Source organism: Vogesella urethralis (assembly GCF_007644045.2).
GTDB classification, from domain to species: Bacteria; Pseudomonadota; Gammaproteobacteria; order Burkholderiales; family Chromobacteriaceae; genus Vogesella; species Vogesella urethralis.
This window is the reverse complement of sequence record NZ_VMDW02000098.1, coordinates 212,996-225,233: the sequence shown is the minus strand read 5'-3', so window position 1 is coordinate 225,233 and position 12,238 is coordinate 212,996. Positions and strand designations below refer to the sequence as shown.

Below are 12,238 nucleotides of genomic sequence, written 5' to 3'. Positions count from 1 at the left end.
GCACAGCGGACACCGCTGCCTGGTGCAGGCGATGACAAAACATCAGAAAACCGCTAGAGCGTGGCGTTAGGCCGGCACGCCGCTTTTTTGCTATGCTGCGGCCAACCTTACCCGCCAGCGGAGCCCGCCATGCAAACCCCTACCCTCGTCACCCACCCCGCCTTCCGCGTTATCGGCATGGCCTGGACCAGCCCGGCTGACGGCACCATTCCCGAACTGTGGCAGCGCTTCGTACCGCGCATAGCCGAAGCGCAGCCGCTAAGCGACGCCAGCTACGGCATTTGCCAAGCGCAGGCCGACGGCCAGTTCCGCTACATCGCTGCGGTGGCCGTGGCGGCCGATACCCCGGTGCCGGACGGTATGGTCGCGCTGGACGTGCCCGAGCAAGACTACGCCATCGTCGAACACCGTGGCCCGGTACGCGGCCTGCCGGACACCTTCCGCGCCGCCTACACCGAATGGCTGCCGGAAGCAGGCCTGGCCGCCGTGGCCGGCATCGAGTTCGAATACATGGACGCCCGCTTCCTGGGGCCGGAGCACGCCGACAGCGTGGTCGAGCTGTATATCCCGGTGAGTGCCGACGACAGCGACGAAGGCTAAGCCCGACAGCCCAAGTCATGAAAAAAGCCTGCAGCACATGCTGCAGGCTTTTTTCATGGTCAACCGGCGCGGCGCAACGTTGGTGCTACACCAGCTCCTCCACGCGCAACTCGGCCGGCATGCCCAGATGAAAACCCTGGTACAGCTCCAGCCCCAGGCCCTGCATCGCCGCCAGCTGCTCGGCGGTCTCGACCCCCTCGATCAGCATGCGGCTACCGATCTGCCAGCCCTGCTCCAACACCCGCTGCAGGCGCCCGCTATCGCCCTGCATGTAATCCAGCAACAGGCTGCGGTCGATCTTGATGATGTCAGGGCACAGCGCTTTCACCCGCCCCTGGCTGGACGACACCGCGCCGAAATCGTCCAGTGCCACGCCGAAACCGGCCGACTTGGCCTCGCGCAGGCTGCCGGCCAGTTGCAACGGGCTTTGCTCGATTTCGTATTCCAGTACTTCCAGAATCACCTGTGACGTTTCCAGCCCCAGCTCGCCACAACGGCGAGTCATCAGCTCGAAATTGTTGCCGTAGCCCTTGTCGTGCAGCAGCGTGTTGGGAATGAGGTTCAGGTTCAGACAGCCCGCTACCCGCGCCTGGGCAAAATTGCGGAAGTGCAACACCCGCGACAGCCGGTCGGCGTCGATCTGGTCGTCGGTATCCAGGCTATGGAAAAAAAGATCCGGTCGCAAGGCACGACCCTGCTGGTCGTAGACACGCAACAGCGCCTCGTAGCCAAAAATGCTGCCACTACGGTAAAACAAAGGCTGGAACACACTCTGCAGACGGTAATCGGCGAAACGGGCGCAATAGCGGCCGTCGGCATCGCGGAACAGCAAACGCTCGAAAGCTTGCTGGGTAGTAAGCTGAACCATCATCCATCCTGCAGGTACGGGTTTAGCAGCATAACAATGCTTGTCGGACAATCGTAAAAAATGCTGATCTTGATAAGCAAAACTTACACATGACCGCATTAATTTGCGTAATGGCACTATAGAATCTTGCGGAGCTTATGCCACAATCGGCTTATCGATGTCAGGAGCATGCCATGCCTTTCCAATTGGTGATTCCCGATGACTACCAGCACGCCAGCCATGCCTGCAGCGGCTTGTTCCGGCATCCGGGTATCCAGACCACGGTGCTGGGGGACCTGCAACGCGACCCGGCAGCACCGGCTGCACTGGCGAAGGCCGACGGCCTGCTGCTGATCCGCGAACGCACGCAGATCGACGCCGCCTTCCTCGCCCGCTACCCGCAACTGAAGCTGATCAGCCAAACCGGCAAGCTGGCGCGTAACGTGGACGTGGCCGCCTGCCGGCAAGCCGGTGTAGTGCTGATGGAAGGCAGCGGCAGCCCGATCGCGCCAGCCGAGCTGGCCTGGCTGCTGATGATGGCCGCGCGGCGGCAGCTGCTGCCATCGGTGCAGGGGCTGTACGCCGGGCAGTGGCAACGCACGATTGGCCGCGCCATGCACGGCGACACGCTGGGCATTCTGGGCTTTGGCAAGATCGGCCAGCGCGTGGCCGGCTTTGCGCGGGCCTTTGGCATGCAGGTGGTGGTGTGGGGTAGCGAGCGTGCCCGCCAGGAAGCGGTAGCCCTCGGCTACCAGGCCGCCGCCAGCCGCGCCGACTTCTTTGCCGGCTGCGACATCGTCAGCGTGCACCAGCGCCTGGTACCGACCACTGCGGCCAACATCAGCGCCGACGACCTGGCCCGGATGAAGCCGGACGCGCTGTTCGTCAACATCAGCCGTGCCGAACTGGTGGCAGATGGCGCCCTGCTGGCCGCACTGCAAGCCGGCCGGCCCGGTTTTGCCGCGCTGGACGTGTTCGAGCAAGAACCGGTATACGACCCCACCCACCCGCTGCTACAGCTGCCGAACGTGTTGTGCACGCCGCATCTGGGCTACGTCGAGCAGCGCAGCTACGCCCAGTACCTGGGCCAGGCTTTCGACAATGTGGTGCGCTACCTGGACGGCGAGCGCGGCCATTTGCTGGCCGCCAGCGCATGACACGCCCGCTGCTGCTACTGGCGCTGCTCAGCCTGCCGCTGCAGGCGGCCACGCTGCGCTTTGTCGGTACCGACTTCCCCGGCGTACTGCAAGCCGGCTCGCCACGCCCTTACGGCCTGGCGGTAGACGTGATCAACGCCGTGTGCCAGCGCGAACAGCTGGATTGCAGCATTGCGCTGCTGCCGTGGCCCCGCGCGCAATCGGCCGTGCAGTACGGCCAGGCCGACGTGCTGATCGGGCCGTACCGCAACCGCGAGCGCGCCCGCTTCCTGCAGTTTTCACGTTACCCGCTCTACGTCGATACGCTGTACTGGTACCGGCTGGATAGCCGTCCGCTCGCCTGGAATGGCGACTTTGCCAGCCTGGCCGACCTGCGTCTTGGCATTACCCGTGGCTGGACGCTGGGGCAAGGCTACGAAAGCGCCAAACAGCAGCTGGATGTCGACATCGCCGACACGCTGGAGCAAGGCATGGCCAAGCTGCAACGGCACCGGCTGGACCTGATCGCCAGCAATGAACGTACCGCACGCGCCGTGCTGGCCCGCCTGGGCCAGAACAATGTGGTGCCCTTGCTGCCGGCCATCAGCCAGCAAGGCGGCTTCTTCGGCTACGGTCTGCATACGCAGGGCCGGGACGAGCCGGCCCGTTTCGAACAGGCGCTGTCGCGGCTGGCGGAAAGCGGCGAGCTGGCCCGCCTGAGCCTGCGCCACGGCCTGGTCTACCCTGGCAAAAATACCAACTGGCCAGACTACCTGCGCCAGCTGCCGTAAACTGGCGGGCGTCTGCCGCGCTGCGGCCAACCCCTGTGGAGCCCGAGATGTCCGCCACCGCCCTGCTCGTCATCGATTTCCAGTACGGCCTGATCGACCTGCCACCGCAAGCCACCCGCGGCCCGCAAACGCTGGCCCGCCTCAACCAGCTGATCGCCCACGCCCGCCAACAAGGGCACGAAGTGATCTTCATCCAGCACTACGCCGACGACCTGCCGCGTGGCAGCGAAGCGTGGCAACTACACCCTGGCCTCGCGCGACGCGACAGCGATGTGATCATCGAAAAAACCGCCTGCGACAGCTTTCTGGACACCAGCCTGCGCCAGTACCTGGATAGCCGCGGCATCGAAAACCTGTGGGTAGGCGGCTACGCCAGCGACTTCTGCGTCGATACCACCGTGCGCCGCGCGGCGTCGATGGGCTACGCCGTCACCGTGGTGGCCGACGCCCACACCTGCAAGGACCGCCCGCACGTCAGCGGCGAAGCGCTGGTGGCGCACCTGAACTGGCTGTGGGGCAATATGGACGTGCCGGGCAACATGATCCGCGTGCTGCCGCTGGACGAGCTGGCCGCCGATGCGGGCTGACTGGCGCACGCTGCTGCCCGACCTGGCGGCCAACCTGTTGCTGCCGTGGTGGGTGTACGACGCCTGCCTGCCGGCCTGGGGCGAGCGCGGCGCGCTGTTGTGGTCCGGCCTGCCGCCGCTGCTGTGGAGCCTGTGGGAGCTGTACCGCTATCGCCGGCTGGACGCGCTGAGCATCGTGGTGCTGGCCGGCATCGGCCTGTCGCTGCTGGCGGCGTGGGGCGACAGCGACGCGCGCTGGTTGCTGGTGCGCGAGTCGATGGTAGGCGGCGCCACCGGGCTGGCGATGCTGGCCAGCGTGGTGTGGCGCAAGCCCTTGCTGGCCGTGCTGGTGGCGGCCGCGGCCAGACGGCAGCCGGACAGCCCGGCAGCAGCGCTGCTGGCTAGCCCCACGCCACGGCTGACGCGGCTATGGCGCGACCTCACCGTGCTGTGGGGCGGCGGCCTGATCGGTGAATGCGGGCTGCGCAGCTGGCTGGCCTTCCACTGGCCGGTGGCGCGCAATGTGGCGCTGGGCCCGTGGCTCAGCTACGGCCTGCTAGCCTTGCTGATGCTGGCCGGTCTGTTATGGGGGCGCCGCCTAGCGCGGCAACCGCTAGCGGCCTGAAACCGGCGCAAAAAAGCCTGCCGATGGTAACGGGCAGGCTGTGGTGGACGGCGCAGACGGTTCAGCCCGGCTGCTCCAGCTGCGGCTCGCCCATGATGGTGGAAGCGTCCACGATACGGCCGTGCTGCACGCGGTAGATCATGGTCATCGCCACCTTGCCGCGGCCGGCCGGGAAGTTTCGGGTCACCATTTCCTCGTCGATCACCACCTCGCCGATCACCACCCGGCGCAGCAACTGCGCGTACAGGTCCGGCTCGGCAAAGCGCAGCTTCATGCGCTGGCGGATCTCGTCATGACCCTGCGCCACCAGCGTGGCCGGGTACAGGTACATGCTGGCGTCGCTGGCGTAGCAGCCCAGCAGCGCGTCGAGGTCTTTGGCGTTGTAGGCATCCAGCTGTGCCTGAATCACGTGTTCGGGGCTCATCTTTCCTCCAGGTGCAAGGCCGCACGCGCGCGGATGTCGGCCAGGGTTTCGTCTACCAGCAAGCGGCCGTTTTCCCACACCACCCGCATTTGCAGGTCGATGTCGGACACGCGCTCCAGCGTGTTCACGCCCCAGGCGGCACGGCTGTCGCGCGCGGCCACCACGCGGCCGCCCAGCGAGCGTTTGCCGGGGTCGGTGACCGGGTCTTTGAACACGTCGCGCCACTCGCCGTTGATGCAGATGGCCGAGCACTTCAGCGCCATCTTGTGGGTATCGCGGTCCAGCTTCTGCAGCAGCTCGGCGCCCATGCCGAAGGCCACGTTGTCGGCGCTGTAGCCCAGCTTGGCCAGCCGCGACAGGATGGCGTCGATGCTGGCCAGGTTGACGCCGTCGCCCTGGATCACCCGTACGTGGTTCAGCACGCGGTACCCCTTGCTGTTGACGGTGGTACCAAACGCTGCGGCCAACCTTTCCACCACTTCGGCCACCACTTGTACCGGCTCGCCGGAATCGGGGCGGATCACCACGGTGGCACCGCTATCGATCACCTGCTGGCGGAGCTGTTCGCCCCACAGCTCGCTGACGGCGTGGAACACGTCGTAGCTGTCGCTCACCACCGCCAGCAGCGCGCCGGGCTTGGCAAAGCGCGCCAGCATGTTGGCAAAGGCCTCGCCCTCTTGCGGGCGGCCCCAGGCGGTGATGGTGGAGTGCTCGGCGGCCGGAATGGAAAACGCGGCGCACGGTTCGTGGTAATGGCGGCGGGCGGCCACCAGCGCGGCCAGCGTATCGCTGCCCTGGAAGTTCACCAAATGTGCCAGGCCGCCGATTTCCGAGCTTTCGTAGCTGGACACGCCGCGGGCGCCGAAATCGTGCAGCTTGAACGGCAGGCCGGACAGGTCGTCGGCGGTCTGCTGCAGGTAGCGGCGGATGATCTCCTTGGCGCGGAAGCTGCGGGTGGCCACGCTGATCGGGTACCACACGCGCAGCAGTGCCGTTTCCAGGAACGACACCACCCAGAACAGCTCGGGGTCGGTGGATTCGATGGTGATCATCGGAATGCCGGTCGGTACCAGCTCGCCTTCCGGCACCGCGCGGATGCGCACCGGCCAGTAGCCGTCGTGCAGGCGCACGATGCGCTCGAAACCGGCGCGGTTAAACGGCAGGCCATGCTGGGTCACCACGGCCTCGGCCTCGTCGATATGCGCCAGCGTCAGGCGCTGGCTCAGGTAATCCTTCAGCAGGGCCTGCAGGCCAAAAAACAACACATGCGACGCGGTGCCGCCACGGGCCGCCACGTAGGAATACATACCCTGGGTACCGGGCGGATATTGCGCCCAATGGCTGAGTTTGTACGAATCGCTATTGAGGATGGGATTGATGGTCATGATGTCGGCACAGCCAGGAAAACCTCCCTAGCATACGCCGCCGTCACGGAGCTGTCATAGCCGCTGGTTTGTAATGCAGCGGCTGCATGGCATACCATCGCCGCATTGTGCATTGCACTTGCGAAAGAGACGCCCCATGGCGCACCACCCCAACCAGTTCGACCTGTTCCGCACGCGGCGTTTCCTGCCGCTGTTCGTCACCCAGTTTTTCGGTGCCTTCAACGACAACTTGCTGAAGAACGCCGTGGTGGTGCTGATCAACTTCCACGGCATGCGCATGCTGGGCCTGGCGCCGGAGCTGATGATCCAGTTGGCCGCCGCACTGTTCATCCTGCCGTTCTTCCTGTTTTCCGCCACCGCCGGCCAGCTGTGCGAAAAGTACGACAAGGCCGTCATCGCCCGGCTGGTGAAGCAGATGGAGATCGCCATCATGCTGGTAGCGGCACTGGGCTTCTGGCTGCACAACGGCGTGATCCTGATGAGCACCATCCTGCTGATGGGCATCCACTCCACGCTGTTCGGGCCGCTGAAGTTCAGCGTGCTGCCGCAGTACCTGAAACCGCAGGAGCTGGTAGGCGGCAACGGCCTGATCGAGATGGGCACCTTTGTGTCCATCATTCTGGGCCAGGTGGCCGGCACCGTGCTGGTGGCCGCCGACGACAGCCGCATCACGCTGATCGCAGCACTGCTGGCCTGCGCGCTGGCCGGTTACGCGTCGGCCCGCGCCATGCCGCCGGCACCACCGGCGGCGGCCGACCTGCCGATCGACTGGCACTTCGGCCGCCAGACCTGGGCCATCATCCGCGAAGCCAAACAGAACCGCGCCGTGTGGCTGTCGCTGCTGGGCATTTCGTGGTTCTGGTTCCTGGGCGCCATTTACCTGTCCAAGCTGCCTACCTACGCCAGCGCGGTGCTGGGCGGCGACGCCAGCGTCTATACGCTGCTGATGACGCTGTTTTCGCTGGGCGTGGGCGTGGGCTCGATGCTGTGCGAGCGGCTGTCCGGCAGCAAGGTGGAGCTGGGCCTGGTGCCGTTCGGCTCGCTGGGCCTGTGCCTGTTCGGCATCGATTTGTACTTTGCTACCCCGGCCCTGCCAGCGCAGACGCTGGACTGGCTGGCCTTCGTGCACGACGCCAGCCACTGGCGCCTGATGCTGGACTTCACGCTGATCGGCATCTTCGGCGGCTTCTACATCGTGCCGCTGTACGCGCTGATCCAGAGCCGCGCCGCGCCGGCGTTCCGCTCGCGCGCCATTGCGGCCAACAACATCCTGAACTCGCTGTTCATGGTGGCCAGCGCCGTGTTCGCCGCCGTGCTGGCGGCACTCGAAGTGAGCATTCCCAAGGTGCTGCTGATCGCCGCCCTGCTCAACCTGGTGGTAGCAGCGTACATCTACAGCCTGCTGCCGGAATTCCTGATGCGCTTCCTGGTGTGGATCGCCACCAACACCCTGTACCGCATCCGCGAAGAAGACCTGCAACACATCCCCGAGGAAGGCCCGTGCGTGCTGGTCTGCAACCACGTCAGCTTCATGGACGCGCTGATCCTGGCCGGTGCCGTACGCCGCCCGGTGCGCTTCGTGATGGACCACAACATCTTCAAGGTACCGCTGCTGAACTTCGTGTTCCGCACCGCCCGCGCCATTCCGATTGCGCCGGCCAAGGAAGACCCGCACGCCAAAGCGCGCGCGTTTGACGCGGTGGCCGCCGCGCTGGCCGAGGGCGAGGTGGTGTGCATCTTCCCCGAAGGCAAGATCACCTATGATGGCAATATCAATGTGTTCAAGCCGGGCATCGAAGAGATCGTGACCCGCACCCCGGTGCCGGTGGTACCACTGGCGCTGTGCGGCATGTGGGGCAGTTTCTTCTCGCGCCGTTACGGCCCGGCCATGTTGAGCTGGCCGCGCCGCATCCGGTCGCGCATTGCGCTGAAGGCCGGCGCCCCCGTTTCGGCCGAGGCCGTAACAGCAGCCGGGCTGCAGGACGATGTGGCCCGTTTACGCGGTGACTGGCGCTGACAACAGTGCAGGCCAGCCCTTGCGGCCAACCTTGGGCTGTGCCACAGTGTCGAACATAATCAACGATTTGTATAAAGATATCAGTACAAAGGAGTAGCGCCGTGACTAGCGCCAATGAGATTGTTCTATTCCACCAGCAGGAGATCACCCCGGACACCTTCGCCGCACCGCAGGAACGTCGCCTCAGCGGTGACTGCGAGCAAAGCGTGGAAATGCACTACAGCGACCCCACCGGCCAGTTCCATGCCGGCCTGTGGTCCGGTGGTGTCGGTGCCTGGCGCGTGAAGTACACCGAATGCGAGTTCTGTACCCTGCTGGAAGGCCACGTACGCCTGCTGGGCGACGACGGCAGCGTGGCCGATATCCGCGCTGGCCAGCACTTCGTGATTCCGGCCGGCTTCGAAGGCGTGTGGGAGGTGCTGGAACCGGCCAAGAAAACCTTTGCCGTGTTCGAAGAAGACCGCCTGGCGCGCAAGGAAGACTGACGCCTGCCGGCGTGCCACCCAACGCAAAAGGCGCCCTACCGGGCGCCTTTTGCTTGCCGGGTCATCTGCCAGGCCGGGCTTACTTCGGTACCTCGCCCACCACGCCTTGTAGGTAGAAGTTCATCTTGCCGAGCTCCGCGTCGCTATAGCGTTTGCCGCTGGCCAGCACTTCCTTGCCGGCCTGGTCTTTCAGCGGGCCGCTAAACGGGTGCAGGCTGCCGGTTTTCAATGCGTCACGCCGTGCCAGTGCCAGCGTTTTCACGTCGGCCGGTACCTTGGGGCTGAACGACGTGATATCCACCGCGCCTTCCTTCACCCCCCACCATTTGCCGGCCGGCTTCCACTTGCCCGTTTGCAGCTCGTTCACCGTGGCCTTGTACAGCACGCCCCAGTTCAGTACCGACGCCGCCAGCTGCGCATCGCCACCGAACTTGCTCATGTCGGAATCCCAGCCGAAGGCCATGGCGCCTTTCTCCTTGGCGGCCTGCACCACCGCCGGCGAGTCGGTATTCTGCATCAGCACGTCGGCGCCCTGCGACAGCAGGCTCAGCGCCGCCTCGCGCTCCTTGCCCGGGTCGAACCAGCTGTTCACCCATACCACGCGGGTGCTAGCTGCCGGGTTCACGCTACGCGCGCCCAGCGTGAAGGCGTTGATGTTGCGGATGACTTCCGGGATGGGAATGGACCCCACCACGCCCAGCTTGCCGCTCTTGCTCATCTTGCCGGCCACCACGCCCAGCAGGTAGGCGCCTTCGTAAGTACGGGCATCGTAAATGCCCAGGTTGGCCGCCGTCTTGTAGCCGGTAGCGTGCATGAACACGGTGTTGGGGAAGGCGCGCGCCACCTTTTGCATCTGGTTCATGTAGCCGAACGAGGTACCGAAGATCACCTTGTAGCCCTTTTGCGCCAGGTCGCGGAACACGCGCTCGGCATCGGCGGTTTCCGGCACGTTCTCGACAAAGGTGGTCTGGATCTTGGCGTCGGCCTCCAGCGCCTTGCGGCCCTGATCGTGCGAATAGGTCCAGCCGTGGTCGCCGGTGGGGCCGATGTAGACAAAGGCCGCCTTCAGCGGGTCGGCAGCGTAGGCACCGGCAGACAGCGCCGACGCGATCAGACAAGACAGCAGAGTGCTACGGATGGCAGACATGGGGTTCTCCTGACAGCTGGCAAAGTGAGCAAAGGTGAAACCCAGTCTAGCAGTGCACTGCAGCATGACCCATCGCGCGGCAGTTATGTTGCTTATACGGTTTTTGATAGGGGGCAGAGCGCTGCCGGGGGCCAATAATGGGGCCTTCCGCCCCCTTGGAGACTGCCCCATGAGCACCCTGTCCGCCCACGACCAGCGCTACCTGCAACAAACCATCGCCCTGTCGCGCGAAGCACGGCGCCAGGGCCGCCACCCGTTTGCCGCGCTGGTGGTGGCTGCCGATGGCCGCATCCTGGCGCAAGCCATCAACGATTCGATGCCGCCGGGCAACCCCACCCGCCACGCCGAGCTGGTGGCCGCAGCCGAAGCCAGCCGTGTGGCCGACGCTGCCACGCTGGCCGGCGCCACGCTGTACAGCAGTGCCGAGCCGTGCGCGATGTGCGCCGGCGCCGTGTACTGGTGCGGTATCGGCCGCGTGGTGTACGCGCTGTCGGAAACGCGGCTGCTGGCGCTGACCGGCAACCACCCGGAAAACCCCACACTGGCGCTGCCCTGCCGCCGCGTGCTGGCTTGCGGCCAACGTGATACAGAAGTGCTGGGGCCGGTGCTGGAAGATGAAGCCGCCGACGCCCACCACGGCTTCTGGCAAGGCTGACGGCGGCGCCCTCCGTCACGTGTCAGCTCAGCCGCAATCGGCAGGAATCCACCACGGCTGCGCCAGCGTCGCCTCGTCGCAATTGGGGCCGGGGCCGGCGTAATCGATCACCAGAAAATCGCTGACCGCCTGCAAGGCCAGCAACGGGTGGTGCCACACGCCGCGCGCGTAGTTGACGCCCTGGTCGCCGCGCGCCACAAACAGCTGCAGCGCCTGCTCGTCCGGCACCGGGCCTGGCGGCGCCACCACCACCAGATAGGGCCGCCCGTGCAGCGGCACGAAAGCCTGACTGCCCAGCGGGTGCCGCTCCAGCATGGCAATGCGGAACGGCAGCACCCGGGGTTGGCCGCGAAACACGCTGACGATGGGGTGGCCACCGTCGGCCACGTCGATGCGCATCAGGTCGTGGTAGCGCGTGGTATTGCCACCATTGATGGCAAACTGGCGCACCTGCGGCCCAGCCTCCACCACGTCGCCAAACGGGGCGAAGGCGGCGGCAGTCAGCGGCTGCGGCTGCAGCAAGCGCGGCGCCATTACAGCGCCCTGCCCCACAAGCGCAAGCGCGACACGCCGCCGTCAGGGTGGATGTTCAGGCGCACGTGCGTTACCGGCCCCAGGGCGGCCAGGTTTTCAAAGACATGGATGCTGTCCATCGCCAGCGGCTGCTCCGGCAACAGCAGCGGCCAGAACATGCTTTGCGTGATGAGCGATTGGTCGGTGCCGCCTTCTACCCACGCCGCCTGCAGCGAGCAGCGGTCGGGGAAGTTGCCCTTGAAGTGGGCGGTATCCACCTCGATGCGCGTCAGGGTGCCGGGGTGACCCAGCGCGATCAGGCACCAGTCGTTGCCCGGCTCGCGGCGGCGGCGGGTTTCCCAGCCGTCGCCCATATTGATGCCGCGCCCCGGCAGCAGCAGGTTGGCCGGCACGCCGTAGTGGGCGTCGTTCCACGCCACCGCGCGGCCGCCGTTTTCCAGCGCCGCCAGGTCGTACAGCTCGCCGCTCACGCAGCTGCCCACCGGCTGGCCGTACACGCGCAGCCGCGCCACGCCGCCGTCGGGGTAGATGTGCAGGCGCAGGTGGGTCCACTCGCCATCCCGGCACGCCGGCAGCAGGTGGTGGCGGTTGCCGCCCAGACTGGTGGCCGGCAGCAGCTCGGTCCAGCTGGCGGCCTGCAGGGCGGCCACGTCGTCGCTGTCGCACACGGTGGCCTCAATCATCGCCGCCGGCGCGTAGTTGCCGGTGAAGTGGCTGGTATCGACGTCAAAGCCGGCAATGCGGCCGCGGCGGCCCAGGCGCACGATGGCCCAGTCGTGGCCGGTGGTGCGCTTGCGCCGTGTTTCCCAGCCGTCCATCCATTTGCCGTTGTCGTCGTACTTGCCGGGAATGAACTGCGCCGGCTGCGGGTCCAGCATGCGCGACAGCGGCGCAAAAAAGTCGTCGCTGCAAGCCAGGCCGGCGGCGCCCAGGCGCGGGTCGGCCAGGTTGATGCTGCGGGCGGCCCAGTCCGGCAGCTCGGCGGCCGGGGCGATGATAGGTACGTACATGGCAAATCTCCGGTAA

At 66.0% G+C, this 12,238-nt stretch carries 14 protein-coding genes; 8 read left to right on the top strand and 6 right to left on the bottom strand.

Going from position 1 to position 12,238, the window contains the following annotated elements; translation table 11 throughout:
- Window positions 1-129 precede the first annotated feature (129 nt).
- Window positions 130-600 (top strand): GyrI-like domain-containing protein, encoded by a 471-nt coding sequence (locus tag FLQ03_RS12425; protein WP_038296680.1) that lies wholly within the window; start codon window positions 130-132, stop codon window positions 598-600.
- A gap of 85 nt (window positions 601-685) precedes the next feature.
- On the opposite strand, the gene FLQ03_RS12420 is transcribed toward FLQ03_RS12425, so the two are convergent.
- Window positions 686-1,471, bottom strand: a complete 786-nt coding sequence (locus FLQ03_RS12420; RefSeq protein ID WP_144371051.1) for an EAL domain-containing protein — start codon at window positions 1,469-1,471, stop codon at window positions 686-688.
- Window positions 1,472-1,641: 170 nt separating this feature from the next.
- Between FLQ03_RS12420 and FLQ03_RS12415 the strand changes: the two genes are divergently transcribed.
- Genes FLQ03_RS12415 through FLQ03_RS12400 form a run of 4 tightly spaced genes read left to right on the top strand, consistent with a single transcriptional unit; the run spans window position 1,642 to window position 4,565 of the window.
- Window positions 1,642-2,604, top strand: coding sequence for a D-2-hydroxyacid dehydrogenase family protein (locus FLQ03_RS12415; protein ID WP_144371050.1), 963 nt, complete (start codon window positions 1,642-1,644; stop codon window positions 2,602-2,604).
- Window positions 2,601-3,374: a substrate-binding periplasmic protein gene (locus tag FLQ03_RS12410; protein WP_144371049.1), complete on the top strand. Its 774-nt coding sequence runs from the start codon at window positions 2,601-2,603 to the stop codon at window positions 3,372-3,374. The genes FLQ03_RS12415 and FLQ03_RS12410 overlap by 4 nt, the downstream gene beginning before the upstream one ends.
- Before the next feature lie 47 nt (window positions 3,375-3,421).
- On the top strand, window positions 3,422-3,961 hold the full coding sequence (locus tag FLQ03_RS12405; RefSeq protein ID WP_144371048.1) for a cysteine hydrolase family protein: 540 nt from the start codon (window positions 3,422-3,424) through the stop codon (window positions 3,959-3,961).
- A complete protein-coding gene (locus FLQ03_RS12400) occupies window positions 3,951-4,565 on the top strand; it encodes a VC0807 family protein (protein WP_144371047.1) in 615 nt (204 codons plus the stop codon). The genes FLQ03_RS12405 and FLQ03_RS12400 overlap by 11 nt, the downstream gene beginning before the upstream one ends.
- A 61-nt stretch (window positions 4,566-4,626) precedes the next feature.
- Here FLQ03_RS12400 and FLQ03_RS12395 read toward each other — a convergent pair whose 3' ends face one another.
- Together FLQ03_RS12395 and FLQ03_RS12390 are read right to left on the bottom strand one after the other, a co-directional pair.
- Window positions 4,627-4,989 (bottom strand): nuclear transport factor 2 family protein, encoded by a 363-nt coding sequence (locus FLQ03_RS12395; RefSeq protein ID WP_144371046.1) that lies wholly within the window; start codon window positions 4,987-4,989, stop codon window positions 4,627-4,629.
- Window positions 4,986-6,374, bottom strand: a complete 1,389-nt coding sequence (locus tag FLQ03_RS12390) for a nicotinate phosphoribosyltransferase (protein ID WP_144371045.1) — start codon at window positions 6,372-6,374, stop codon at window positions 4,986-4,988. Before FLQ03_RS12390 ends, FLQ03_RS12395 begins: the two co-directional genes overlap by 4 nt.
- A 136-nt stretch (window positions 6,375-6,510) precedes the next feature.
- On the opposite strand from FLQ03_RS12390, the gene FLQ03_RS12385 reads away from it, so the two are divergent.
- Both FLQ03_RS12385 and FLQ03_RS12380 read left to right on the top strand, forming a co-directional pair.
- Window positions 6,511-8,391 (top strand): MFS transporter, encoded by a 1,881-nt coding sequence (locus tag FLQ03_RS12385; RefSeq protein ID WP_144371044.1) that lies wholly within the window; start codon window positions 6,511-6,513, stop codon window positions 8,389-8,391.
- Window positions 8,392-8,492: 101 nt separating this feature from the next.
- Window positions 8,493-8,876 (top strand): cupin domain-containing protein, encoded by a 384-nt coding sequence (locus FLQ03_RS12380; RefSeq protein ID WP_144371043.1) that lies wholly within the window; start codon window positions 8,493-8,495, stop codon window positions 8,874-8,876.
- Between the two features lie 79 nt (window positions 8,877-8,955).
- Here the strand turns inward: FLQ03_RS12380 and FLQ03_RS12375 are convergent, their stop codons facing one another.
- Window positions 8,956-10,023 (bottom strand): BMP family ABC transporter substrate-binding protein, encoded by a 1,068-nt coding sequence (locus tag FLQ03_RS12375; RefSeq protein ID WP_144371042.1) that lies wholly within the window; start codon window positions 10,021-10,023, stop codon window positions 8,956-8,958.
- 169 nt (window positions 10,024-10,192) lie between these two features.
- On the opposite strand from FLQ03_RS12375, the gene FLQ03_RS12370 reads away from it, so the two are divergent.
- Complete coding sequence (locus tag FLQ03_RS12370) at window positions 10,193-10,678, top strand: nucleoside deaminase (RefSeq protein WP_144371041.1); 486 nt, start codon at window positions 10,193-10,195, stop codon at window positions 10,676-10,678.
- A 27-nt stretch (window positions 10,679-10,705) separates the two neighbouring features.
- On the opposite strand, the gene FLQ03_RS12365 is transcribed toward FLQ03_RS12370, so the two are convergent.
- Window positions 10,706-11,212, bottom strand: coding sequence for an ureidoglycolate lyase (locus FLQ03_RS12365; protein WP_144371040.1), 507 nt, complete (start codon window positions 11,210-11,212; stop codon window positions 10,706-10,708).
- Window positions 11,212-12,222 (bottom strand): allantoicase, encoded by a 1,011-nt coding sequence (gene alc / locus FLQ03_RS12360; RefSeq protein ID WP_144371039.1) that lies wholly within the window; start codon window positions 12,220-12,222, stop codon window positions 11,212-11,214. The genes FLQ03_RS12365 and alc overlap by 1 nt, the downstream gene beginning before the upstream one ends.
- Between the last annotated feature and the right edge of the window lie 16 nt (window positions 12,223-12,238).

What these genes read in the sequence shown, in the direction of transcription:
- FLQ03_RS12425 (WP_038296680.1), top strand. Translation starts at nt 130, where the DNA reads ATGCAAACCCCTACCCTCGTCACCCACCCCGCCTTCCGCGTTATCGGC.
- FLQ03_RS12420 (WP_144371051.1), bottom strand. Translation starts at nt 1,471, where the DNA reads ATGATGGTTCAGCTTACTACCCAGCAAGCTTTCGAGCGTTTGCTGTTC.
- FLQ03_RS12415 (WP_144371050.1), top strand. Translation starts at nt 1,642, where the DNA reads ATGCCTTTCCAATTGGTGATTCCCGATGACTACCAGCACGCCAGCCAT.
- FLQ03_RS12410 (WP_144371049.1), top strand. Translation starts at nt 2,601, where the DNA reads ATGACACGCCCGCTGCTGCTACTGGCGCTGCTCAGCCTGCCGCTGCAG.
- FLQ03_RS12405 (WP_144371048.1), top strand. Translation starts at nt 3,422, where the DNA reads ATGTCCGCCACCGCCCTGCTCGTCATCGATTTCCAGTACGGCCTGATC.
- FLQ03_RS12400 (WP_144371047.1), top strand. Translation starts at nt 3,951, where the DNA reads ATGCGGGCTGACTGGCGCACGCTGCTGCCCGACCTGGCGGCCAACCTG.
- FLQ03_RS12395 (WP_144371046.1), bottom strand. Translation starts at nt 4,989, where the DNA reads ATGAGCCCCGAACACGTGATTCAGGCACAGCTGGATGCCTACAACGCC.
- FLQ03_RS12390 (WP_144371045.1), bottom strand. Translation starts at nt 6,374, where the DNA reads ATGACCATCAATCCCATCCTCAATAGCGATTCGTACAAACTCAGCCAT.
- FLQ03_RS12385 (WP_144371044.1), top strand. Translation starts at nt 6,511, where the DNA reads ATGGCGCACCACCCCAACCAGTTCGACCTGTTCCGCACGCGGCGTTTC.
- FLQ03_RS12375 (WP_144371042.1), bottom strand. Translation starts at nt 10,023, where the DNA reads ATGTCTGCCATCCGTAGCACTCTGCTGTCTTGTCTGATCGCGTCGGCG.
- FLQ03_RS12370 (WP_144371041.1), top strand. Translation starts at nt 10,193, where the DNA reads ATGAGCACCCTGTCCGCCCACGACCAGCGCTACCTGCAACAAACCATC.
- FLQ03_RS12365 (WP_144371040.1), bottom strand. Translation starts at nt 11,212, where the DNA reads ATGGCGCCGCGCTTGCTGCAGCCGCAGCCGCTGACTGCCGCCGCCTTC.
- alc (WP_144371039.1), bottom strand. Translation starts at nt 12,222, where the DNA reads ATGTACGTACCTATCATCGCCCCGGCCGCCGAGCTGCCGGACTGGGCC.